Here is a 23,000-nt window from a genome sequence, read left to right on the forward strand (position 1 = left end):
ATTCGATGAACTCCGTAAGCCTAAATGCGTTACCTATGTCTCCCGACACCCGTTACCTATGTCCCCCGGCTGAACACACTGCGCTGTACCACCTGCTTGCCGCTCTGCGCACAATCATCGGCACTGCGCGCCGACTCGGCAGCATGGGCAGCGTGACGCGCGACCTCGGCCACGGTGGCACTCATCTCGTTCATCGCGGTGGCGACCTGATCGAGATCCTCGTACTGGCGCCGCACGCCATCGCCCGCCGATTGAGCGGCACCGACCACACTGCCGACATGCTCCCCGGTACGCTCACCGCTGCGCTTGACCTCCGCCAGCAAGCCACGCACCTGCTCCTGCATGCGGTTGTAGCCCGCGAAGATGCGGCCGATCTCGTTGTCACCCTGACGACCTTCAAGGCTACGTGTGAAGTCACCGGAGCCGACTCGGGTCAGCGCCCCCTCCACTGCATTGAGGTTGTGCATCAGCGGACGCAGGCCGAACTGGCGGCCCAGCACCACCAGCGCCAGAATGCCCAGCACGCAACCGAACGCCAGCCACATCTGGCGGCGCTGGCTGCCTTCAGCATGCGCGGCCATCAAACCGACGGCCTGGTTCATCTCGCGCAGCAGCTCGACCGACTGCTGCTCGAGGGCCTTGAGATCGACTGCCACATCGCCCGCAACAACGCGCTGCAACTGAGCACGAAAGCCCTGCCAGAGGCCCCCGACCTTGTTCATCTGCGCCTGGACGCTGGGCTCGGCGATGGCGCTGATATTGCGCGCCGCGTTGCCACTCAACAGGTCGCGATGGGCGGCATCGAACTGCGCCATGGTGGCTTCCAGCGTCGCTGCAGGCAGGACACCTTCGCGCAGCAGCAGCGCCTCCTTGGTCATTTTCTGGCTGAGCATGCGCTGCGCGCCGGCGACATTGATGGTCTCCGGCGACACCGACATGCTCAGGTACAGCGCCACCGAGGCGACCACCGCAAGCAGAAACATCAGCGCATAGGAAAACAGAAACTGCTGATTCAGCGTGCGCAGGCCAATGGCGCAGAGCAGTCGATCGAAAAAGGCGGTGGCGGACATGAGAGGCTCCCTGGCAGGCGGCGGCAATCCCCGCCAAATAACCGGGAGCAAGCAAGAAAGTGGCCAACGGCCAGCCGCTCTGGAGGCTGATTATCCGCATGAAACGCACCAAAATGGCACAATGACTGACAAGTCACGCGCCTTCTCAGCGCCTCCTTCAGAGTCGGCAGCAAAGGCCGACTAGGCGGACACCACGAACAACGCCGCGATCAGCCCCATCCCGGCGAACCACACCAGCGAGCGCACCGGACCCCAGTCAGCCAGGTAGCAGATGAAATACAGCACGCGGCTGACGATGAAGGCCACGGCCAACTGGTCGAGCAGCCCCTGCTCGGCGCCACCAGCCTGATGGGCAATGATCACCGCAGCGGCGAACGCCGGGGTCACCTCGAAGCCATTGAGCTGCGCGTTGTTGGCCCGCTTGCGCCAGCCGTCCAGGGTACTCAGGAACGCGCGCGGATCCTGATTGGCGCGCGGTCCGTAGCCGGGGCCAAGGAACTTGGCAGTGGCAGTACCCAGGTAGGGCAGAAAGATGGCGATCAGCACGCACCAGTAGGCGAGGGTCATGGAGGCTCCGCATTCAGACAGTGGAAGGTGCAGCCTGCGCCAGCCCCAGACTGACGTCCATGGCTCGGCGCGAGTATGTGGGCGGCGATCCGGCCAATCCCTCAGTGGCAGATGCCAGCGACGCAGCGCACGGAGCGACGGAAAGCCTTGGGCTGCACGCCGCACGCAGCTATAATCGGCCAGCTTCAAACGACCGGCACAGCTCCGGTCGCTCCCGCCACCTGTCCGAGGGGCGCTGCAGCAGGGCAACCTGTCAGGCTCGGATGGGGCGTTAACCATACGCATCAACGGCGCCCATTCGCAGACAACGAATGGAGAGCTTTCATGAGCGCTGCTTTTAACGATTTCAAAGTCGCCGACATTTCCCTGGCCGATTGGGGCCGCAAGGAACTGATCATCGCCGAATCCGAGATGCCGGCACTGATGGGCCTGCGTCGCAAGTACGCCGCCAGCCAGCCGCTGAAAGGCGCCAAGATCCTCGGCTGCATCCACATGACCATCCAGACCGGCGTGCTGATCGAGACGCTGACCGCCCTGGGCGCCGAAGTACGCTGGTCGTCGTGCAACATCTTCTCCACCCAGGATCAGGCCGCTGCCGCCATTGCCGCCGCCGGTATCCCGGTGTTCGCCTGGAAGGGCGAAACCGAAGAAGAGTACGAATGGTGCATCGAGCAGACCATCCTCAAGGACGGCCAGCCGTGGGACGCCAACATGGTGCTGGACGACGGTGGTGACCTGACCGAGATCCTGCACAAGAAATACCCGCAGATGCTCGAGCGCATCCACGGCGTCACCGAAGAGACCACCACTGGTGTGCACCGCCTGCTCGACATGCTCAAGGCCGGCACCCTGAAGGTCCCGGCGATCAACGTCAACGACGCCGTGACCAAGAGCAAGAACGACAACAAGTACGGCTGCCGCCACAGCCTCAACGACGCCATCAAGCGCGGCACCGACCACCTGCTGTCGGGCAAGCAGGCGCTGGTCATCGGCTACGGCGACGTGGGCAAGGGCTCGGCGCAGTCGCTGCGTCAGGAAGGCATGATCGTCAAGGTTTCCGAGATCGATCCAATCTGCGCCATGCAGGCCTGCATGGACGGCTTCGAGCTGGTCTCGCCGTACAAGAACGGCCTCAACGACGGCACCGAAGCCAGCGTCGACGCCGCACTGCTGGGCAAGATCGACCTGATCGTCACCACCACCGGTAACGTCAACGTCTGTGATGCCGGCATGCTCAAGGCCCTGAAAAAGCGCGCCGTGGTGTGCAACATCGGTCACTTCGACAATGAAATCGACACCGCCTTCATGCGCAAGAACTGGGCGTGGGAAGAGGTCAAGCCGCAGGTACACAAGATCCACCGCACCGGTGCCGGTACCTTCGATCCGACCAACGACGACTACTTGATCCTGCTGGCCGAAGGCCGTCTGGTGAACCTGGGCAACGCCACGGGTCACCCGAGCCGCATCATGGACGGCTCCTTCGCCAACCAGGTGCTGGCGCAGATCTTCCTGTTCGAGCAGAAGTTCGCCGACCTGTCCGCCGAGAAGAAGGCAGAGCGCCTGACCGTCGAAGTACTGCCGAAGAAGCTCGACGAAGAAGTGGCGCTGGAAATGGTCAAGGGCTTCGGCGGCGTGGTCACCCAACTGACCAAGCAGCAGGCCGAGTACATCGGCGTGGCCGTGGAAGGCCCGTTCAAGCCGGACGCCTACCGCTACTAATGCGTAGGGTGGATAAGCCCTTGGCTTATCCACCGCCGCCCCCCGCAAGGTGGATGGAAAAACGCCATCCACCCTACGTCTCCAAGGCTAGAAACCCTATGAGCCAAGAACGCCGCTACAGCTTCGAGTTCTTCCCCACCAAGACCGAAGCCGGGCATGAAAAACTGATGGACGTGGCGCGCCAACTGGCGACCTACAACCCCGATTTCTTCTCCTGCACATACGGCGCCGGCGGCTCGACCCGCGACCGTACCCTCAACACCGTGCTGCAACTCGACGGCGAGATCAAGGTGCCCACCGCCCCGCACCTGTCCTGCGTAGGTGACAGCAAGGCCGAACTGCGCGAGCTGCTGAATCTGTACAAGAATGCCGGCATCAAGCGCATCGTTGCCCTGCGTGGCGACCTGCCATCCGGCATGGGCATGGCCAGTGGCGAGCTGCGCTACGCCAATGAGCTGGTCGAGTTCATTCGTACCGAAACCGGTGATCACTTCCATATCGAAATCGCCGCCTACCCGGAGATGCATCCGCAGGCACGCAACTTCGAGGACGATATCGCCAACTTCGTGCGCAAGGCCAAGGCCGGTGCCGACAGTGCCATCACCCAGTACTTCTTCAACGCCGACAGCTACTTCTACTTCGTCGAGCGCGTGCAGAAACTGGGCGTGGACATTCCGGTAGTGCCGGGCATCATGCCGATCACCAACTACAGCAAGCTGGCGCGCTTCTCCGACGCCTGCGGCGCTGAAATCCCACGCTGGGTACGCAAGCAGCTGGAAGCCTACGGCGACGACGCCGACAGCATTCGCGTCTTCGGCGAACAGGTCATCAGCGAGATGTGCGAACGCCTGCTACAAGGCGGCGCGCCCGGCCTGCACTTCTACAGCATGAACCTGGCTGGCCCCAGCCTGGCCATCTGGAACAATCTCAAGCTGCCGCGTTAACGGGCCGCTTGCTCACAGGCTGCCCAGCTTGGGTAGCCTGCTCGCTTCACCCTCCCGCCTTGCCGCCGAAGGATCGCCCCTCATGCTCAAACGCACCAAGATCAACGCCTCGGTCAGCCCCAAGGGCAGCCTGGAAACCCTCTCGCAGCGCGAAGTACAGCAACTGCGCGAAACCGGCTCCGGCAGCGTTTATCGCCTGTTCCGCCAGTGCGCACTGGCGATCCTCAATACCGGTTCGCACAGCGACAACGCCAAGACCATCCTCGAAGCCTACCCGGACTTCGAAGTGAAGATTCACCAGCAGGATCGCGGCATCCGCCTGGAGCTGATCAACGCGCCGGCTGACGCCTTCGTCGACGGTGAGATGATTGCCAGCACCCGCGAGATGCTGTTCAGCGCCCTGCGCGATATCGTCTATACGCAGAGCGAACTGGAGAACAAGCGCATCGACCTGGACAGCTCCGAAGGCATCACCGATTACGTCTTCCATCTGTTGCGCAACGCCCAGACCCTGCGCAGCGGTGTCGAACCGAAGATGGTGGTGTGCTGGGGCGGCCACTCGATCAGCACCGAGGAATACAAGTACACCAAGAAGGTCGGTCACGAACTCGGCCTGCGCGGCCTGGACATCTGCACCGGTTGCGGCCCGGGCGTGATGAAGGGGCCGATGAAGGGCGCCACCATCAGCCACGCCAAGCAGCGCAACCTCAAAGGCCGCTATCTGGGCCTGACCGAGCCCGGCATCATCGCTGCCGAAGCGCCGAATCCGATCGTCAACGAACTGGTGATCCTGCCGGACATCGAGAAGCGTCTGGAAGCCTTCGTCCGTGTCGGCCACGGCATCATCATTTTCCCCGGCGGTGCCGGTACTGCCGAAGAGTTCCTCTACCTGCTGGGCATCCTCACCCACCCGGACAACCAGGATCTGCCCTTTCCGGTCATCCTTACCGGCCCGAAGAGCGCCGGCCCGTACCTGCAGCAGCTGCATGATTTCATCGGCGCGACCCTCGGCGAGGCCGCGCAGCAGCGCTACCGCATGATCGTCAACGACCCGACCGAGGTCGCCCGCGAGATGGCCGTCGGCATCAAGGCCGTGCGTCAGTTCCGCCGCGAGCGCAACGACGCCTTCCACTTCAACTGGCTGCTGAAGATCGACGAAAGCTTCCAGCACCCGTTCGAGCCGACCCACGAAGCCATGGCCGGTCTCAACCTGACCCGCGAACAGCCACTGCATCACCTGGCCGCCAACCTGCGTCGTGCGTTCTCCGGCATCGTCGCGGGCAACGTCAAGGAGAACGGCATCCGCCTGATCGAGGAGCACGGCCCCTACGAGATTCGCGGTGAAACCACCATCATGCGCCCGCTGGATCGCCTGCTGCAGGCCTTCGTCGAGCAGCACCGCATGAAGCTGCCAGGTGGCAGTGCCTATGAGCCCTGCTATCGGGTCGTCGACTGAGGCTGCGCAAGACGCACTTTCAAGGCACCGGCAAAATCGCTAATCTGGCGCGATGCCATTATTCCAGCGCCAGATTATCGCCACCCTCTTGCTATGCTGTTGCGCATTCTCCGCCCGCGGTGAAACGCTGCGCCTGGTCACTGATGCCTGGGCGCCCTACGTCTACGAGGAAAACGGCCAGGCCGCCGGCCTCGACTACGAGATCACCCGCGAGGTGCTCCAGCGCCTGGGAGTAAATCTGGACCTGCAATTTCTGCCCTGGAAGCGCTGCCTGCTGGAGCTGGAACTGGGCCATGCAGACGGCATCCTGGATATTTTCCATCTGCCCGAGCGCGAGGCGGGCATGCTCTTCGTCGAAGAGCCGTTGAGTGACGTCGAACTCGTGCTGTTCTACGCACGCAACCGCCCCTACCCCTACGAGAGCCTGGAAGACCTGCGCGACCTGGTGATCGGCATCTCGCCGGGCTACTGGTACAACGACGAAACCTTCCGCAACTCGCCCTTGTTCAGTCGCGAAGAGGCGCCGACTCACGAGGCCAATCTGGGCAAGCTGATCCGCCACCGCGTCGACCTGGTCATCAATGACCGTCGCGCCGGCCTCTATCTGACGACGCAACTGGGCTTGCAACAGCAGGTCGACTACAACCGCAAGGCGGTCGGCCATGACCGCATGTACCTCGCACTGCGCCACGACCCTGCCCTGGCACACCTGGCCAAAGACTTCGCTGACGAGCTGCGCCGCTTCAAGCGCGAGCCTGCCTATGCCCAGTTGCAGCAGCGCTACGCCAGCCCTGAACGGCTCAAGCCGTGAACCAACCGACAGGCTGGTAGCTGCGCAAGGCGTCAGCTCTGTTATACTCGGGACTTCCCGCCAGGCTTGCGCCCGGATGCTAGCTCCCAGAAGCCAGCAGTACCGGACGGGATCACGCCCCCCACGCGTGATTCAAGCCAGGCTCTACACCCCCAGGGCCACGCCCTCACTTAGTACAGGATTGCTCATGTCCTTTGCCTCCCTCGGTCTCTCCGAGGCTCTAGTCCGTGCGGTCGAGTCCGCCGGCTACACCCAACCCACGCCGGTGCAACAGCGGGCCATTCCCGCCGTGTTGCAAGGTCGCGATCTCATGGTGGCGGCCCAGACGGGTACAGGTAAGACGGGCGGTTTCGCCCTGCCGATCCTCGAACGCCTGTTTCCGGGCGGTCATCCGGATCGCGAACAACGTCACGGCCCGAAACAACCGCGCGTGCTGGTGCTGACACCCACCCGCGAGCTGGCCGCCCAGGTGCATGACAGCTTCAAGGTCTATGCCCGCGATTTGAAATTCGTCAGCGCCTGCATTTTCGGCGGCGTTGGCATGAACCCACAGGTCCAGGCCCTGGCCAAGGGCGTCGACGTACTGGTGGCCTGTCCCGGTCGCCTGCTCGACCTGGCCAATCAGAAAGCCATCGACCTGTCTCACGTCGAAATCCTCGTGCTCGATGAAGCCGACCGCATGCTCGACATGGGCTTCATCCACGACGTCAAGAAGGTGCTGGCCAAACTGCCGACACAGCGCCAGAACCTGCTGTTCTCGGCGACCTTCTCCAAGGACATCACTGACCTCGCCGGCAAGCTGCTGCACAACCCCGAGCGCATCGAGGTCACGCCGCCAAACACCACGGTCGAGCGCATCGAACAGCGCGTGTTCCGCCTGGCTTCCAGCCACAAGCGCGCCCTGCTCGCCCACCTGATCACCCAGGGTGCCTGGGAACAGGTGCTGGTGTTCACCCGCACCAAGCACGGCGCCAACCGCCTGGCCGAGTACCTCGACAAGCATGGTCTGCCGGCTGCCGCGATCCATGGCAACAAGAGCCAGAATGCGCGCACCAAGGCCCTGGCCGACTTCAAGGCCAACCAGGTACGCATCCTGGTGGCCACCGATATCGCCGCACGCGGCCTGGATATCGACCAACTGCCGCACGTGGTCAACTTCGAGCTGCCCAACGTCGAGGAAGACTACGTTCACCGCATCGGCCGTACTGGCCGCGCTGGCCGTAGCGGCGAGGCCATCTCGCTGGTCGCGCCGGACGAAGAGAAGCTGCTGAAAAGCATCGAGCGCATGACCAAGCAGAAGATCCCCGACGGCGACCTGCTGGGCTTCGATGCCAGCACCGTCGAGGCCGAGCGCCCGGAAACCCGCGAACCGCGCCAGCCGCGCGGGCAGAAGCCGGCCAAGGCGCAGAACGCCCAGGGCGGCGACAAGCCCAAGGGCGAGCGCAACAACGGTGGTCGCAGAGACAAGGGCAAGGACAGCGGCAAGGAGCAGAAAGCCAAGCCGCAGCAGCAAGGTCAGGGCCAGAACCGCCGTGGTCAGCAGCCTCGCAACCAGAGTCGTGGCGCAGCTCCGGCTGTTCCACCGTTGCCTCCGGATCGCGACCCGGAAGAGTTCCTCGACGACGAAATCGATAATTTCGGCAACCGTGCCGATTACGTACCGGTGCAGAACAAGCCGCAAGGCCGCGGCCGTCGCCCAGGCGGCGGGACTGCTGGTAATGGCGCGGCTCCAGGCCAGGGCCAGAAAGCCAACAGCAACAACAGGCCGCCGCGCAGCAATGCGGGCGCCCCCCCCGGCAAGAATCGCCGTCAAGGTGGTCAGGGTGGTCAAGGCCGTAACGGCGGTGGTCGTGGCCGACCGGCGGACGGTCGTATCACCTCGCTGGATCGCGACGAGCTGCCACGCGCCGAAGCGGCCGTGCGCAACCCGCGCGAAAAGCAGCCAATCATCGTGCACAAGGGCTCGCGCCTGGATCGTTTCCCCAGCGCTGAGCAGCTCGACGAGCTGAGCAACAGCACTCGCCCACGCAGCGAGAAGCCGGCGCTGCTGACGCGTAACCGCGAAGAGTAAGCTGCCGCGCTAACGAAAACGCCGCCCATTGGGCGGCGTTTTTCATGGTGCGCTGGCGTGTCCGTTGCGTAGGGTGCGCCGTGCGCACCGATGACCCGCCTTGCCCCTTTTATTACTGACGAACACCTTCGACCGAAATGATCAGCTCGACGGTTTGCGAAGCCGGGCCGAGATCCATGGAAATGTCGAAGTCCTTCAGCGTCAGGGTGGTGGTGCCTTCGAAGCCTGCGCGGTAGCCGCCCCACGGGTCCTTGCCTTCGCCAATGAACTTGGCAGCGATCACCACCGGCTTGGTCACGCCGTTCAGGGTCAGGTTGCCGGTCACGTCGGCAGTGCCTTCGCCAGTGGACTTGACCGACGTGGATTCGAAGGTGGCAGTCGCATGCTTGCTCGCATTGAGGAAGTCGGCACTGCGGATGTGCTTGTCACGCTCGGCGTGATTGGTGTCGACGCTGGCGGTCTTCAGGGTCACGTTGACCTTGCTCGCCTCGGGGTTGGCGGCATCGAAGCTGAAGGTGCCGTCGAAGTCCTTGAAGGTGCCGTACAGCCAGCTGTAGCCCAGGTGGCTGATCTTGAAGTTGACGAAGGCGTGCTGGCCTTGCTTGTCGATGGCGTAGTCGGCCGCCATGGCCTGGCCGCCGATAAGAGCGGAGCCCAGAACCAGTGCAGCGAGGGCGTTCTTCAACATGGGGTGTTCTCCTTGCGAGGTTGTCGATCTAGATGGGCATTGGCCCGGTTGTGAGTTGCTTCAGCGCCCGAACATCCGCAGCAGGGTGCTGTCGCGGTCGATGAAATGGTGCTTGAGTGCCGCCAGGCCATGCAGACCGGCGAATATCACCAGGCCCCAGGCCAGGTATTCGTGAATGGCTCCGGCAATGTCTTCCTGTTGCGCGATACCCGTCAGGGTCGCCGGCACACTGAACAGACCAAACACCTCGATACCACGGCCATCGGCGGTGGAAATCAGGTAGCCGGAGATCATCACGCCGAACAGACCCAGATAGAGGGCGCCATGCCCCAACCTGGAGGCCAGGCGCGTGAGCCGGCCGTGACTGGCCAGGGCTGCCGGCGCCGGGCTGCACAAACGCCACAGAACCCGCAGCAGCATCACGGCGAACAGCAGGATGCCGATGCTCTTGTGCAGATCAGGCGCACTCTGGCGCCACGGATCGTAGTAGCTGAGCCCCACCATCCAGAAGCCGAGGGCGAACAGGCCGAACACGGCCAAGGCCACCAGCCAGTGCAGCACGACGCTGACCAGACCATAACGAGCAGAGGTATTGCGAAATTGCATAGAAGACTTCCCTAGTCCTGGGTGCGGGCAAGATTAACGACAAATATATCGATTTAAAGCGGAAAATCTCGCTATGAAACATCGAGAAATGCGATATTTGATTCCAGCGTCGCTTAGCCAATCAGTTTAGTTCAACGCGCTCATTGCAGAGTTCACCACCAGCAGCACGGACGGTGCATTGCACCAGACCAGCGGCAACGACCACGTCTCTGTGGTGGCTTCTGGTAGGCTGTGCCGCCGAACACTGGGAGATTTCTCATGAGCCTGAACGACCACTGGATGCAACGCGACCTCGACGTGTTGTGGCACCCCTGCACCCAGATGAAGGATCACGAGCGCCTGCCGCTGGTGGCGATTCGCAAGGCCTCTGGTGTATGGCTGGAGGACTTCGACGGCAAGCGCTACCTGGACGCGGTCAGCTCCTGGTGGGTCAACGTCTTCGGCCACGCCAACCCGCGCATCAACGCGCGCATTCGCGATCAGTTGGACAGTCTCGAGCACGTGATGCTCGCCGGCTTCACCCACCAACCGGTCATCGAGCTGTCCGAGCGCCTGGTGCAGATCACCCCGTCCGGCCTGAACAAGGTGTTTTACGCCGACAACGGTTCATCGGGCATCGAAGTGGCGCTGAAAATGAGCTTCCACTACTGGCTCAACAGCGGCCAGGCGAGCAAGAAGCGCTTCGTCACCCTGAGCAACAGCTACCACGGTGAAACGGTCGCGGCGATGTCGGTGGGCGACGTGGCGCTGTTCACCGACACCTATAAACCCCTGCTGCTCGACACCCTCAAGGTGGCCAGCCCGGACTGCTACCTGCGCCCCGAGGGCGTGAGCTGGGAGGCGCACTCACGCGCCATGTTCGCCCATATGGAACGGACGCTGGCCGAGCACCATCATGAGGTCGCAGCAGTGATAGTCGAGCCGCTGATCCAGGGGGCTGGCGGTATGCGCATGTATCACCCGGTCTACCTCAAGCTGCTGCGCGAGGCCTGCAACCGCTACGGTGTACATCTGATCCACGACGAAATCGCCGTCGGCTTCGGCCGCACCGGCACGATGTTCGCCTGCGAACAGGCTGGCATCACCCCGGATTTCCTGGTGTTGTCCAAGGCACTGACCGGTGGCTACCTGCCGATGGCCGCAGTGCTGACCACCGATGACGTCTACAGCGCGTTCTACGACGACTACGCCACCCTGCGCGCCTTCCTTCACTCGCATACCTACACCGGAAATCCGCTGGCCTGCGCCGCCGCCCTGGCGACCCTGGACATATTCCGTGATGACAATGTGATCGAGCGCAACAAGGCCCTTGCTGCGCGCATGGCCAGCGCCACCGCGCACCTGGCCGAGCACCCGCATGTTGCCGAAGTGCGCCAGACCGGCATGGCCCTGGCCATCGAGATGGTGCAGGACAAGGCCAGCAAGACAGCCTACCCCTGGCAGGAACGGCGTGGCCTGCGCGTCTACCAGCACGCACTGGAGCGGGGTGCGCTGCTGCGCCCATTGGGCAGCGTGGTGTATTTCCTGCCGCCCTACGTCATCACACCCGAGGAGATCGATTTCCTCGCCGAGGTGGCCAGCGAAGGCATCGATATCGCCACACGTTCGTCCGTCAGCGTGGCGGTGGACAATCGTTTTCCCGATCATCGCGATCCGGGTTGAGCGAGCCATTGGCGAAACCCGGTGCGCAGCACCCTAGGGCAAGGGCAGCGCTTTTGCGTAGGGTGCGCCACGCGCACCAGCGCTTTAAACTCGCCGCTTCGAACTTGCCGCCTGCAGCTACCCTTATGCGCCTATCCCGTTTCTTCATCGATGCCCCTCTCTCCCTCGGCCAACACGCGTTGCCAGAGGCCCAGGCCCATTACATCGGCCGTGTGCTGCGCCACGCGGCGGGCGACGCCGTACAGTTGTTCGACGGCAGCGGCCAGGAATACCTCGGCGAGCTGATCGAAGTGGGCAAGAAAAGCGTACGCGTCGAACTGCGCGAAGCCATCGCCGGCCTCGGCGAATCCCCTCTGCGCATTCATCTCGGCCAGGGCCTGTCGCGCGGCGAACGCATGGACTGGGCCATCCAGAAAGCCACCGAACTGGGCGCCAACGAGATCACCCCGATCATCTCGGCGCGCTGCGAGGTACGCCTGAAGGACGAACGCGCCGACAAGCGCATGGCCCATTGGCGCCAGGTGGCGATCAGTGCCTGCGAACAATGCGGCCGCTCGGTGCTGCCGGTGATCAACCCGCCACTGGAGCTTGCCGCCTGGCTGCAACGCATCGAAGCCGACCTGAAGCTGGTCCTGCACCCGCTCGCAACGTCCCTGCAAAGCCACGAAAAACCGAACAGCCTGGCCTTTCTGATCGGTCCGGAAGGCGGTTTGAGCGATACCGAAGTGGATCAGGCCAAAGGCGCAGGCTTCCATGCCGCCCGCCTGGGCCCCCGCGTTCTGCGCACGGAAACGGCTCCCGTGGTGGCGCTGAGCGTCGCCCAACAGCTCTGGGGCGACCTCCAGGCGTAAAATGTCGCCTTGGCGTAACAAAATGTGACCTCAAGAGATTGCAAGACCGACAGTCTTTGTCATGCTCTGCGCGCCGCTCGCGCGACCCGCTCACCAGCCATCCGCGCGCGGCCGAGGCCGGCGCCCCGCAGCGTCGTCCCTCTTCCAATAACAAACAACGGGCTTCGGCCCCGCCCAAAAGGCGGCCGCATGCCCAGGAGCATTGCATGAACGAACTGGTCTCGACCCTAAACGGTCTGGTCTGGAGCCCGGCGCTGATCTATCTATGTCTTGGCGTTGGTCTCTACTTCTCCCTGCGCGGCCGCTTTCTCCAGGTTCGCCACTTCAAAGAAATGATTCGCCTGATGTTCACCGGCAAGACCGATGAGCATGGCATCACCTCCTTCCAGGCCCTGACCATGACCCTCGCCGGTCGCGTCGGTACCGGCAACATCGCTGGTGTGGCTACCGCCATCACCTTCGGTGGTCCGGGTGCCGTGTTCTGGATGTGGATGGTGGCCTTCCTGGGCGCCAGCTCGGCATTCGTCGAGTCCACCCTCGGCCAGGTGTACAAGGAAAAGCTCAACGGTGAATACCGTGGCGGCCCGGCCTTCTACATCGAGCGCGGCCTGGGTCTGAAGTGGTACGCCTGGCTGTTCGCCATCGTTACCGTGTTCGCCTGCGGCCTGCTGCTGCCGGGCGTACAGGCCAACTCCATCGCCTCCAGCGTCAACACCGCCTTCGGTATCGACCCGAACGTCACCGCCGCTGTACTGGCCGTGCTGATCGGTCTGATCATCTTCGGCGGCGTCAAGCGCATCGCCCACTTCACCCAGGTGGTCGTGCCGTTCATGGCGCTGGGCTACATCCTGGTGGCGATGGTCATCATCCTGCTGAACATCGAGAAGCTGCCGGAAGTCGTCGCCCTGATCGTCAAGAGCGCATTCGGCCTCGAAGCCGGTTTCGGCGCCATCGTCGGCATGGCCATTCAGTGGGGCGTCAAGCGCGGTGTGTACTCCAACGAAGCAGGCCAGGGTACTGGTCCGCACGCTTCGTCGGCCGCCGCTGTCAGCCATCCGGCCAAGCAGGGCCTGGTTCAGGGCTTCTCGGTTTACATCGACACCCTGTTCGTCTGCTCCGCCACCGCCTTCATGCTGCTGATCACCGGTCAGTACAACGTGCAGGCCCCGGATGGCAGCGCGATGTTCACCGGTATCGCTGGCGTAGCCGCAGGTCCGGGGTACGTGCAGACCGCGATGGAGAACATGATGCCCGGCTTCGGCAACGCCTTCGTCGCCATCGCCCTGTTCTTCTTCGCCTTCACCACCATCCTCGCGTACTACTACATCGCCGAGACCAACATTGCCTACATCAACCGCAAGGTGAAGCGTCCCATCCTCACCCTGTTGCTGAAGTTCGGCATCATCGCGGCTACCGTGTACGGCACCGTGCACACTGCCACCTTCGCCTGGGACCTCGGTGATCTCGGCGTAGGCCTGATGGCCTGGCTGAACATCATCGCCATCCTGCTCATGCACAAGGTCGCCTACAAGTGCCTGAAGGACTACGAGCAGCAGTTGGACGAGGGCAAGGACCCGGTCTTCCACCCGGAGAAGCTCGGTATCAAGAATGCCGACTACTGGACCGGCAGCACCTCGGAAGAGAACCTGACTGCCGAGAAGGGCGAAGCGCAGCAACCGCAGCGCTGATAACCACTCAGCAGTAACGAAAAAGCCCCGGCCAATGCCGGGGCTTTTTCATGGGCGATGTGATCGCGCCGGGTCGGTTCAGATCAGGCCGGCATCGGCGAGCAGTTGCTCCAGTGCGGCCAGGTCAGGAATACGCACCACTTCCTCACCGATGCGCGCTGCACCCAGCTCCAGCGGCGCCAGCTCGACATCGGCGCCTTGCAGCTCGCTACCAACCTTCAGCGAGCGCGGAATACCCTGCACCAGCAGCGCGATGAACTTGACCTTGGGCCGACCGCCCAGAGCGTTGATCACCGCAACGCGGGCACCACTGGCGACATGCGCCTGGCCGCCGCTGGCGGCCTCGAAGGAGAGCAGCGGCAAGCGCAGATCACGCCAGGCGATCTGGCCGAGAAACCAGTCGGGAGTGCCTTCGGTGACCTGCGGCGCGCGATAGGGAATCAGCTCCGCCACCGCCACGTTGGGCAGCAGCAGGGTGCGGTCGGCCAGAGGCACCAGCAAGCCGGTGAGACTGGCTGCGCTGTTCTGGGTGGCGACGGCTTGGCTCATTGAAACGTCCTCAACTGCAATGTTCGGCGAGGTGATTGACCAGGGCCACGGCCAGCTCACGCGGATCGGCGCTGAAGCTGCTGTAGCCACCCTCGCGCAGGCTGTCAGGCATGCTCGGACTGGCGCAGCTGTCGGCGCGCTGGGTCCAGATCACGCCACCCTGACGTTTGACGTAGGCGGCGGCGGCGCTGCCATCACTGCCCATACCGCTGAACGCGATCACACCGCACTGGGCACCGAACTGCTGCGCCAGGTTGAGCATCATCTGATCGATGGAAGGACTGTAGGGCTCCGGCCAGCCGCGTTCGGCGATCTGCATCGCACCGTCTTCGGCAAAGCCCAGCTCGTTGCTGATCGGCACCACCACCACTTCACCGCAACGCAGCGGGTCACCCTGGCGCGCCGGATTGACATGCCACTGGCTGTGTCGACCGACCGCCTGTGGCAGCGCGGCCTCGAAGCTGGCGTCGATATGCTGGGCATAGATGAAACCGATGGGCAGGCCACCCGGCAGGGCATCGAGAAATGCCTTGACCGCCGCCGGACCACCCAGCGAGGCCGCCAGCAGCCATACCTGACGCGCCGGCTCGCCAGCTTTCAGCGGCGTGTTGGCCAGTGCTTGCGGTAGCTCCAGACGCGCCGGACGCTGCGCTTCATCGAGCAGTGCCTGCAAACTCGGCCCGACCGCCTGGGTCGGATCACCGACCAGACGCTTGAGCTTGCCGAACAGACTGCGCTCCCAACGCGGGTAGTTCTCCGAATGGCGCTCGGGGGCATGCCCCTCGCCGAACAGCACCGGGGCGCTGACGCGCTCGAGCAGGCTGTCGACCAGCGGCGAATCTTCCGACTGAGCCAGGTCCACCAACCACAGGTCGGTCTCGCAGGCTGCCAGTTGCTCCTCGTCGAGGCGCGCCGGGTCGCTGTTGAGCACTACCTGATAACCACCACCGGCCAATGCCTGCTGCAACACATGGCGCTGCAGCGAGGTGTCGGCGATGACTGCGATACGCGCGGAGGTTTTGTCTGTCATGTCCGTTTGACCCGATGGCTATCCACCAACTGAGCGATGGTGTCGAGCAGCAAGGACTCCTGATAGGGCTTGCCGAGGTACTGATTGACGCCGATGGACATGGCCCGCTCGCGGTGCTTCTCGCCGGTACGCGAGGTGATCATGATGATCGGCAGATCCTTGAGGCGCTCGTCGTGGCGCACCAGCGTGGCCACCTCGAAGCCGTCCATGCGCGGCATCTCGATGTCCAGCAGCATGATGTCGGGCTTGTGCTCCTGCAGCTGGGCGATGGCATCGACCCCATCCTTGGCGGTGACCACGTTCATGCCATTACGCTCGAGCAGACGGCTGGTGACCTTGCGCACGGTGACCGAGTCGTCCACCACCATGACCAGCGGCGGCCGGTCGGCCTCGACCTCTTCATTGGCTGCAGCCTGACGCGAAGCCAGGCGCGGCATCAGCTGATTCTGCAGATGTGCATGCAGCACACGAATGGTCGCCAGCAGATCGAGAATCACCACCACGCGGCCGTCACCGAGGATCGTTGCACCGGAGATCCCGTGGACCCCGGCGAACTGCGGGCCGAGGCTCTTGACCACGATCTCGCGCGAACCGGCCAGGCTGTCCACCTGTACCGCCACGGCGTGTTCGCTGGAACGCACCAGGATCACCGGCAGCGGCAGGCTCTGGCCCACCAGCTTGGGCTGCTGGCCATTGTTCAGCAGATCGCCCAGGTACTTCAGTTCGTAGGCCTGTCCGGCGTATTCGAAGCGCGGCGCATCCGGCGCGTAGTAGGCCTCCAGCTCGAACGGCGACACTCGCACGATCCCTTCGATGGTGTTCAGCGGGATGGCGTAGAGGTCTTCACCGGAGTACACCATCAGCGCGCGGTTGACCGACACGGTGAACGGCAGGCGAATGGTGAAGCGCGTACCCTGGCCCAGCGTCGAGTCGATGCTCATCGAACCGCCAAGCTGCTTGACCTCGGAATGCACCACGTCCATGCCGACGCCGCGACCGGAAATCTGCGTGACCTTCTCGGCAGTGGAGAAACCCGCTTCGAGGATGAACTGCAGGATTTCGTGATCGCTCAGATCGCTGTCGGCATCCATCAGCCCACGTTCGATAGCCTTGCGCCGCACAGCCTCCAGACGAATACCACCACCGTCATCGTTCAGGGTAAGCACGATGTCGCCGCCCTCACGACCGAGGTTGAGGCGAATGGTGCCGGTATCCGGCTTGCCGGCAGCGCGGCGCGCTTCGGCCAGCTCGATGCCGTGATCGACGGCGTTACGCAGCATATGCTCCAGAGGCGCGACGATGCGCTCGAGCACGGTACGGTCCATTTCACCGTCGGCGTTGCCGACGACGAACTCCACCTGCTTGCCCAGCTCGCCGGCCACCTGGCGCACGATGCGGCGCAGACGCGGCACCAGACGATCGAACGGCACCATGCGGGTGCGCATCAGACCTTCCTGCAGCTCGGTGTTGACCCGCGCCTGTTGCAACAGCAGGGTCTCGGCGTCACGGTTCTTCGCCGCCAGGGTTTCCTTCAGATCGAGCAAGTCGGAGGCAGACTCGAACAGCGCACGGGACAACTGCTGCAACTGCGAGTGGCGGTCCATCTCCAGTGGGTCGAAGTCTTCATAACCGGCGCGCTCGGCCTCGGCCTGATAGCGACTGAGGATCTGCGCCTGGGTCTCGGTATCGAGACGGCGCAGCTGGTCACGCACGCGGTCGATGGTCGCTTCCATCTCGCTCAGGGTGAAACCGACGTCGCTCACCTGTTGCTCGACACGGCCACGGAAGATCGAGGTCTCACCGGCCAGGTTGACCAGACCTTCGAGCAGCTCGGCTGGAACCTTGACCAGCTCCTGTGGCGCGCGGCGAGATGCCGCCTCCAGCGCGGCCTCCTGCGCACGCTGAACGAACGGCAGCACCTTCGGCGCCTGCAACTGGTTCGGCACGTCACTGGCAGCAATGATCGGGTTGAGCAGATTGCTCGCAGGCGCTGTCGCGGGCTCGGCCTCGACCACCACCGGCTCATCGCCGAGGCTGGCACTAAGGCGCTGGCGCAGCACGTCGAGCTCGTTCTGCAGCCCTTCGAAACCGGACTGCACGTCGAGCAGCAGACTCTCCGGCCAGGGTGCGCCCTGCTGCAACGCCTCGCTGAGGTGCTGCTCCAGGTCGTGGCTCAGATCGCCCAGGCGCTTCTGCCCGGCCAGGCGCGCGCCCCCCTTGAGGGTGTGCAGCGTGCGCAGCATGTCGTCGATGGCGCTGGCATCATCAGGTTGTTCTTCCCAACGCCCGATCGCCGCCTCCATCGCTTCGAGCAGATCATCGCCTTCTTCGAGGAAGATATCGAGGATGTCGCTGTCAGCCTCATCGGCTTCGTCGCTCTCGACCACGGCCCTGAGCTGGACCGCCGACGGCATGCTCAGTTGCTCGTCAGGATTGGCGCGAAAGCGCTTGATCGTCTCGATCAGGGCATGGCCCTGCGGCACCGCTCGCTGACCACGCACAGCGTCGAGCATCTCGGCCAAACGGTCATGGCAGGCCTGCAGCAGCGTGAACAACTCCTGGCTGGCTCGCAGGCGACCGCCACCGAGGCCTTCGTACAGGAACTCCAGCTCGTGGGCCAGATCGCCGATTTCGCGAATTTCGGCCATGCGCGCACCACCCTTGAGGGTGTGCAGGTCACGCTGCAGGGCTTCCAGCTCAAGGCTGTTGTCGACATCGCCCATCCAGCGCTGAAGAGCGGCGCCAGCACTGTCGATGATATCGAAACCTTCCTCGAGGAAGATTTCCACCAGTTCGGGATCGCGTTCTTCATGCCAGTTGGCCAGCGTCGTGCTTTGCGGCTCTGGCTCTGGCTCTGGCTCTGGCTCTGGCTCGACGATAGCCTCCGACAGAGCTGGCAGCTCGTCTTCTGGCAGCACCAGTTCGACTTCGTCGATCAGCGGCAACCCCGCCTCAGGCTCTGCCTGTGGCGCTTCGTCGAGCACGATTTCGTCTTCGACCAGCGCCAGAGGTGGCAGCTCGACGCTATCCGGCTCCAACGCTTCGATCGGCTCGACGAGATCGTCGTCCAGCACCGGTTCAACCTGAGCGACAGCGGCCGACAGGCTCTGCGGTGTACCACCCTGGCGGAACTGGCGAATGGCCTGAATCAGGTCGTCACCAGAGATCAGCGGCTGGCGGGCCTGCAACTGATCGAGCATCTGCGCCAGGCGGTCATGGCTTTGCTGCAGCAGGCTGCCCAGCGTCGGCGAATAGCTGTAACGGCGGTCGACCAGGCCCTCGTAGAGCGACTCCAGTTCGTGGCCAAGATCACCAATCGGGCGAATCGCGGCCATGCGTGCACCGCCCTTGAGGGTGTGCAGATCGCGCTGCAGAGACGACAACGGGAGGGTGTTGTCAGGCTCACCGAGCCAGCGTTCCAGTGCCTGAGCGGCACTGTCGAGAATATCCACAGCCTCTTCGAGGAAGATCTCGACCATTTCTTCATCGAGGTCGGAGTCGACAGGGGTGAAACCCAGCTCGGTCTCGGTCTGCTGCTCCAGGCCGGCGGCCTCGACGATTTCCGGCTCGACGGGCGTCTCTTGCCACTGCACCGGCTCCGCCTCGGCTTGCTCCAGCTCGGCAGTGGCCTGGTCCAGCTCGATGATTTCCAGCCCCTCGGCGCCAGGCGCCAGCAAGGCCAGGGTATGCGGATCGATGGCTTCGCTCAGCAGATCGCGCAGCGCCTGTACGCGCTCGGGTTGCGGGCTGACCTGCAAGGCAGCAGCGACCTGATCCATCATGCCGATCAGCGCTTCGTGGGCCTTTTCCGCCTCGTCGAAGAAGCGCTCGCTGACGGCCAGGCTGCCTTCCTCGACAGCGCCATAGAGATCCAGCAGGGCTTCGCAGAGTTCGTCGATCTGCGGCAGCTCGGCCATTTCTGCGCCACGACCGAGCGTGGTCAGCTCTTCCAGCAGCGCAGACAGCTCCTGACGCTCGGACGGATGCTCGCGCCATTTGCGCAGCAGGTCCTCGGCATCCAGCAAGATGTCCATGCCTTCGGCGAGGAAGATGCTGATCATCTGTGGATCGCGGCTTTCCCCGCTCTGTGCCATCCGCTCGTCTTCGGCGTTTGCGAGATGCTCTTGGTGCAGCGCCTGCACACGGGCAAGAAATGCCTCGGCGCCAGGAATAGGTGCCAGAGGCTGACTCTCGAGGTTGTCGAGACCGATACGGAACACGCCTTCGGCGCTGCTCAACAACTCGGCGGCCGCCAGATCCACCTGGATCAGATTGGTCTTGAACTCCTTGACCAGCTTCTCCAGCGGCGCAGCGATTTCTGCCACCGGCAGGATGCCGGCCATATAGGCGCTGCCCTTGAGGGTGTGCAGGGCACGCTGCAGGTCGTCGGTGACCGGCTGCGGCAGTTCCTGCGCGCAATCGGCGAGAAAGCCGACCAGGGTATCCAGATGGGTTTCCGCCTCGTTGCGGAAGATTTCCAGCAACTGCGGGTCGAGGGGCTCGCCATCGAGCGGTTGGTCGGTGACCGACTCGACCTGCTCGACGACCTCGGTAGCGTCGTCAACGCCCACGGGCTCGGCTACCTTCTGGGCGGCCGGGGCGTCAGATTTTGGGGGCGTCAGCCCCTTGGCCAGGGCATGCGCGGTGGCCGCCAGCAGATCGACATCATCGCGCTGACGCTGAGCCTTGGCGGCGAATTCATCGACCAGCGCCGGCATCAGCGCCACTACGTCGAGCACCACCTGCTGCACCGGTGCGTTTGGCTCGATGCTGCGATCAAGCACGCGATTGAGCAGGTTCTCGATGGACCAGCCCAGTTCGCCGATGATCAGCGCGCGAACCATGCGGCCGCTGCCCTTGAGTGTGTGGAAGGCTCGACGCACTTCGATCAGCGCGTCCTTGTTCTCGGTATCGGCCTGCCACTGCGGCAGGTATTCGCCGATGGTTTCCAGCACCTCGCCGACTTCTTCGATAAAGACTTCCAGCAACTCCTCATCCACCGGCTCTTCATCGGCAGGCGGCGGCAACAGGCTCGGCGGCACATCGGCGGCAGGCGGATTGATCTCCTGTACTGGCGCGGCCATCACCTCAGCCATTGACAGCGGCTTGTCTGCCAGCGGCTCCTCGAGCTGGATTGGCGGCGCGCTGGGCAGCTCGACTTCCGGTATTTCCAGATCGGCCAGTTCCAGCTCGTCCCAGTGATTCGCTTCGGCCAGTTGCTCCAGGCTCAGCTCTTCCAGCTCCAGCTCGGACTCGGGCTCGGGCTCGGGCTCGGCGTCGAACAATGGCGCAGCAATGATCTCCTCGCTCTGCGCAGAGGGCAGCTCTTCGAGCTCGCCCAGTTCGAAGGTGAAGGTCTCGGCGCTCTCGCTCACGGTCGGCAGGTCAGGCTCGACGTCGGCCAGTTCCAACTCGGCGACAGCTTCCTCAGGTACATCGACCGACTCGAAGGCCAGCGGCTCGATCTCGGCGAGGGGCTCCTCGAGCTGTTCGTCCTCGGCGCCCAGCAGTTCGATTTCCTGCAGCGGGTCAGCCAGCGGCGCCAGGCTTTCCGCCTGCGGTTCGACGCGGTCGAGAATCGACGGCTTTTCCTTGAGCGGATAACCCAGTGTTTCCAGGCTTTCCTCGGCGACGTCGAGAATCAGGTCACCCTGCGTGCCATGGTCCTCGGCCAGACGCTCGAGGTAATACTCGACGCTGGTGATGGCATCGGCCAGGGTGTCCAGGCTCTGCCAGTTGGGCACGGCCTTGCGTGCCAGCAACTGTTCCTGAATGTAGCGGTTGCAGGCGTTGAGCAGGTCGGCTGCGCGCTGCAGCGGAATCATCGCCAGGCCGCCACGGACCTGAGTCAGCAGGCCAGGTACACGCGCCAGGTGTTCGTGATTCCATTGCGAGGCGATGAACTCGATGATCGCGTCCTTGGCCTGTTCCAGACCGTTGCGCGCCTCTTTGATCACCACCTGATGAATCTGCGCCACATCGGTGGTGGGCAGATGGCTCTGCTCGTTCTTGCTGTCATCGCTCGGCCCGACCATGCCGGCCAGCGTCGCCTCGACGTAGAGCAACGCGCCAGCCACATCCATCAGCACAGCATCGCTGGGCTCGCGCTGGCCGAGGGACAGGCCGTGAATGACGTCGATCTGGTCGAGAATGACCTTGCGCGGCTGGCCAAAACCGAGCACGGCAAGGGTATCGGCGATCTGCTTGAGCGGCGCCAGCAGGGCATCCAGCTCACGGGGTTGACTGCGATCACTGCGCACGAACAGGTCAAGGCTATCCTTGACCCGCACCAACTCTTCGCAGAGCGCCGCCACCACAGAACGCATGGCATCGCGGTCGGGGCCGGCCAGACGGGCACGTTCCTCATCCACCACTTCGTTGTCAGGCAGCGCTTCGTCGAGACGATACTGTTCCTTCAGCGCGCGAATACGCGGCGACTGCGCCGGCGCCTTGGCCACGTAGAACAACAGGTTCTTGGTCAGCTCATCGGCAGCGGGCTGGTTGATGCCATCGGCACCCTGCTCGACCAGGCGCTTGAGCTCCTTGTCGACCTGACGCAGCAAGGTCCGCACCGAGGTACCGTTGACCACACTGCCGTTGGCCAGGCCTTCGACCATGCCCGAAGCAATCTGCCACAGACCGCCCAGCGGGGCGTCCTTGCACAGCGTCTCCAGGCGAGCGAAAACGCGCGCCATGTAACCGAGATTGGTCGCCAGATCCTGATTGCGAATCACGCCGACCAGGGCCATTTGCAGCATCTGCCGCAGTTTGCGCAACAGCACCGGAAGCTCGGCAGTACGCAGCCGCGCCAGGCTATCGGATGGCAGCGCCGGCAGACGTGCGGACATGTCCGGGGAAAACAGGCTGGTTTCCGACAGCAGCTTTTCGCCACGGGCGGCACGCAGGTCGTTGAGCAGCGGCAGCACGACCATGGGCAGGTCGCGGCGAGCGGTCTGGATACGGTCGAGGTAAACCGGCAGCTGCAGGATGGCCTGCATCAGCACTTCCAGGGCCTCGCCCTGGTTGGCCACGCGACCTTCCATCAGCGCCTTGGCCAATTGCTCCATTTCCTCGGCGAGCAGAGCAGCGCCGTAGAACTCGACCATCTGCAAGGTGCCGTGAACCTGGTGCACGTAGGTCAGGCAGAAGCGCATGCGCGTAGGGTCCTGCGGGTTCTCGACGAACGCCTCCAGGGCTTGCCGCGCCTGCTTCAGGGTTTCCCCGATCTCGCCTTTGACCCACTCCAGGGCGACATAATCATGCCGATCACCCATAGCCACTCCACTCA

15 protein-coding genes and 1 riboswitch are annotated in these 23,000 nt (G+C 63.6%); of the genes, 8 read left to right on the top strand and 7 right to left on the bottom strand.

Annotation, left to right across the window (positions count from 1 at the left end):
• Positions 1-56: 56 nt before the first annotated feature.
• Positions 57-1,070, bottom strand: coding sequence for a methyl-accepting chemotaxis protein (locus tag ACN0X6_RS20570; protein WP_417706834.1), 1,014 nt, complete (start codon positions 1,068-1,070; stop codon positions 57-59).
• Between the two features lie 180 nt (positions 1,071-1,250).
• The gene (locus tag ACN0X6_RS20575; protein ID WP_417706836.1) at positions 1,251-1,637 is read right to left on the bottom strand and encodes an MAPEG family protein; all 387 of its coding nucleotides are present in this window, start codon (positions 1,635-1,637) and stop codon (positions 1,251-1,253) included.
• Between the two features lie 221 nt (positions 1,638-1,858).
• A riboswitch (S-adenosyl-L-homocysteine riboswitch) is annotated at positions 1,859-1,940 on the top strand.
• Positions 1,941-1,961: 21 nt separating this feature from the next.
• Between ACN0X6_RS20575 and ahcY the strand changes: the two genes are divergently transcribed.
• The 5 genes from ahcY (at position 1,962) to ACN0X6_RS20600 (ending at position 8,638) form a co-directional block, all read left to right on the top strand.
• On the top strand, positions 1,962-3,356 hold the full coding sequence (gene ahcY, locus ACN0X6_RS20580; RefSeq protein ID WP_417706838.1) for an adenosylhomocysteinase: 1,395 nt from the start codon (positions 1,962-1,964) through the stop codon (positions 3,354-3,356).
• Between the two features lie 98 nt (positions 3,357-3,454).
• Complete coding sequence (metF, locus tag ACN0X6_RS20585; protein ID WP_196475483.1) at positions 3,455-4,300, top strand: methylenetetrahydrofolate reductase [NAD(P)H]; 846 nt, start codon at positions 3,455-3,457, stop codon at positions 4,298-4,300.
• Positions 4,301-4,382: 82 nt separating this feature from the next.
• Positions 4,383-5,756 (top strand): nucleotide 5'-monophosphate nucleosidase PpnN, encoded by a 1,374-nt coding sequence (gene ppnN, locus ACN0X6_RS20590; protein WP_417706840.1) that lies wholly within the window; start codon positions 4,383-4,385, stop codon positions 5,754-5,756.
• 52 nt (positions 5,757-5,808) lie between these two features.
• The gene (locus ACN0X6_RS20595; RefSeq protein WP_417706842.1) at positions 5,809-6,567 is read left to right on the top strand and encodes a substrate-binding periplasmic protein; all 759 of its coding nucleotides are present in this window, start codon (positions 5,809-5,811) and stop codon (positions 6,565-6,567) included.
• A gap of 187 nt (positions 6,568-6,754) precedes the next feature.
• Entirely contained in the window at positions 6,755-8,638 is a 1,884-nt protein-coding gene (locus ACN0X6_RS20600) for a DEAD/DEAH box helicase (protein ID WP_417706844.1), read from the top strand.
• A gap of 112 nt (positions 8,639-8,750) precedes the next feature.
• Here ACN0X6_RS20600 and ACN0X6_RS20605 read toward each other — a convergent pair whose 3' ends face one another.
• Both ACN0X6_RS20605 and ACN0X6_RS20610 read right to left on the bottom strand, forming a co-directional pair.
• Positions 8,751-9,326: a YceI family protein gene (locus tag ACN0X6_RS20605; RefSeq protein WP_417706846.1), complete on the bottom strand. Its 576-nt coding sequence runs from the start codon at positions 9,324-9,326 to the stop codon at positions 8,751-8,753.
• 60 nt (positions 9,327-9,386) lie between these two features.
• Positions 9,387-9,932 carry a cytochrome b gene (locus ACN0X6_RS20610; RefSeq protein WP_417706848.1) on the bottom strand — a complete coding sequence of 182 codons (546 nt, stop codon included), beginning with the start codon at positions 9,930-9,932 and terminating at the stop codon, positions 9,387-9,389.
• 258 nt (positions 9,933-10,190) lie between these two features.
• Here ACN0X6_RS20610 and ACN0X6_RS20615 point away from each other — a divergent pair, with 258 nt between their 5' ends.
• The 3 genes from ACN0X6_RS20615 to ACN0X6_RS20625 all read left to right on the top strand — a co-directional run bounded on the left by ACN0X6_RS20615 (position 10,191) and on the right by ACN0X6_RS20625 (position 14,133).
• Positions 10,191-11,594 carry an adenosylmethionine--8-amino-7-oxononanoate transaminase gene (locus tag ACN0X6_RS20615; protein ID WP_417706850.1) on the top strand — a complete coding sequence of 468 codons (1,404 nt, stop codon included), beginning with the start codon at positions 10,191-10,193 and terminating at the stop codon, positions 11,592-11,594.
• Positions 11,595-11,719: 125 nt separating this feature from the next.
• On the top strand, positions 11,720-12,445 hold the full coding sequence (locus tag ACN0X6_RS20620) for a 16S rRNA (uracil(1498)-N(3))-methyltransferase (RefSeq protein WP_417706852.1): 726 nt from the start codon (positions 11,720-11,722) through the stop codon (positions 12,443-12,445).
• A gap of 206 nt (positions 12,446-12,651) precedes the next feature.
• Positions 12,652-14,133 (top strand): alanine/glycine:cation symporter family protein, encoded by a 1,482-nt coding sequence (locus ACN0X6_RS20625; RefSeq protein ID WP_417706854.1) that lies wholly within the window; start codon positions 12,652-12,654, stop codon positions 14,131-14,133.
• Positions 14,134-14,211: 78 nt separating this feature from the next.
• Here the strand turns inward: ACN0X6_RS20625 and ACN0X6_RS20630 are convergent, their stop codons facing one another.
• The 3 genes from ACN0X6_RS20630 to ACN0X6_RS20640 are packed head-to-tail and all read right to left on the bottom strand — an operon-like array spanning position 14,212 to position 22,986.
• Entirely contained in the window at positions 14,212-14,682 is a 471-nt protein-coding gene (locus ACN0X6_RS20630; protein WP_417706856.1) for a chemotaxis protein CheW, read from the bottom strand.
• Positions 14,683-14,692: 10 nt separating this feature from the next.
• Positions 14,693-15,712: a chemotaxis protein CheB gene (locus tag ACN0X6_RS20635; RefSeq protein ID WP_417706857.1), complete on the bottom strand. Its 1,020-nt coding sequence runs from the start codon at positions 15,710-15,712 to the stop codon at positions 14,693-14,695.
• On the bottom strand, positions 15,709-22,986 hold the full coding sequence (locus tag ACN0X6_RS20640) for an Hpt domain-containing protein (protein ID WP_417706859.1): 7,278 nt from the start codon (positions 22,984-22,986) through the stop codon (positions 15,709-15,711). The genes ACN0X6_RS20635 and ACN0X6_RS20640 overlap by 4 nt, the downstream gene beginning before the upstream one ends.
• Positions 22,987-23,000 lie beyond the last annotated feature (14 nt).

The organism is Pseudomonas sp. (assembly GCF_048269965.1).
In the GTDB taxonomy this organism is placed as follows: Bacteria; Pseudomonadota; Gammaproteobacteria; order Pseudomonadales; family Pseudomonadaceae; genus Aquipseudomonas.

What these genes read in the sequence shown, in the direction of transcription:
- ACN0X6_RS20595 (WP_417706842.1), top strand. Translation starts at nt 5,809, where the DNA reads ATGCCATTATTCCAGCGCCAGATTATCGCCACCCTCTTGCTATGCTGT.
- ppnN (WP_417706840.1), top strand. Translation starts at nt 4,383, where the DNA reads ATGCTCAAACGCACCAAGATCAACGCCTCGGTCAGCCCCAAGGGCAGC.
- ACN0X6_RS20640 (WP_417706859.1), bottom strand. Translation starts at nt 22,986, where the DNA reads ATGGGTGATCGGCATGATTATGTCGCCCTGGAGTGGGTCAAAGGCGAG.
- ACN0X6_RS20600 (WP_417706844.1), top strand. Translation starts at nt 6,755, where the DNA reads ATGTCCTTTGCCTCCCTCGGTCTCTCCGAGGCTCTAGTCCGTGCGGTC.
- ACN0X6_RS20625 (WP_417706854.1), top strand. Translation starts at nt 12,652, where the DNA reads ATGAACGAACTGGTCTCGACCCTAAACGGTCTGGTCTGGAGCCCGGCG.
- ACN0X6_RS20630 (WP_417706856.1), bottom strand. Translation starts at nt 14,682, where the DNA reads ATGAGCCAAGCCGTCGCCACCCAGAACAGCGCAGCCAGTCTCACCGGC.
- ACN0X6_RS20570 (WP_417706834.1), bottom strand. Translation starts at nt 1,070, where the DNA reads ATGTCCGCCACCGCCTTTTTCGATCGACTGCTCTGCGCCATTGGCCTG.
- ACN0X6_RS20610 (WP_417706848.1), bottom strand. Translation starts at nt 9,932, where the DNA reads ATGCAATTTCGCAATACCTCTGCTCGTTATGGTCTGGTCAGCGTCGTG.
- ACN0X6_RS20575 (WP_417706836.1), bottom strand. Translation starts at nt 1,637, where the DNA reads ATGACCCTCGCCTACTGGTGCGTGCTGATCGCCATCTTTCTGCCCTAC.
- ACN0X6_RS20635 (WP_417706857.1), bottom strand. Translation starts at nt 15,712, where the DNA reads ATGACAGACAAAACCTCCGCGCGTATCGCAGTCATCGCCGACACCTCG.
- ACN0X6_RS20620 (WP_417706852.1), top strand. Translation starts at nt 11,720, where the DNA reads ATGCGCCTATCCCGTTTCTTCATCGATGCCCCTCTCTCCCTCGGCCAA.
- ACN0X6_RS20605 (WP_417706846.1), bottom strand. Translation starts at nt 9,326, where the DNA reads ATGTTGAAGAACGCCCTCGCTGCACTGGTTCTGGGCTCCGCTCTTATC.
- ahcY (WP_417706838.1), top strand. Translation starts at nt 1,962, where the DNA reads ATGAGCGCTGCTTTTAACGATTTCAAAGTCGCCGACATTTCCCTGGCC.
- ACN0X6_RS20615 (WP_417706850.1), top strand. Translation starts at nt 10,191, where the DNA reads ATGAGCCTGAACGACCACTGGATGCAACGCGACCTCGACGTGTTGTGG.
- metF (WP_196475483.1), top strand. Translation starts at nt 3,455, where the DNA reads ATGAGCCAAGAACGCCGCTACAGCTTCGAGTTCTTCCCCACCAAGACC.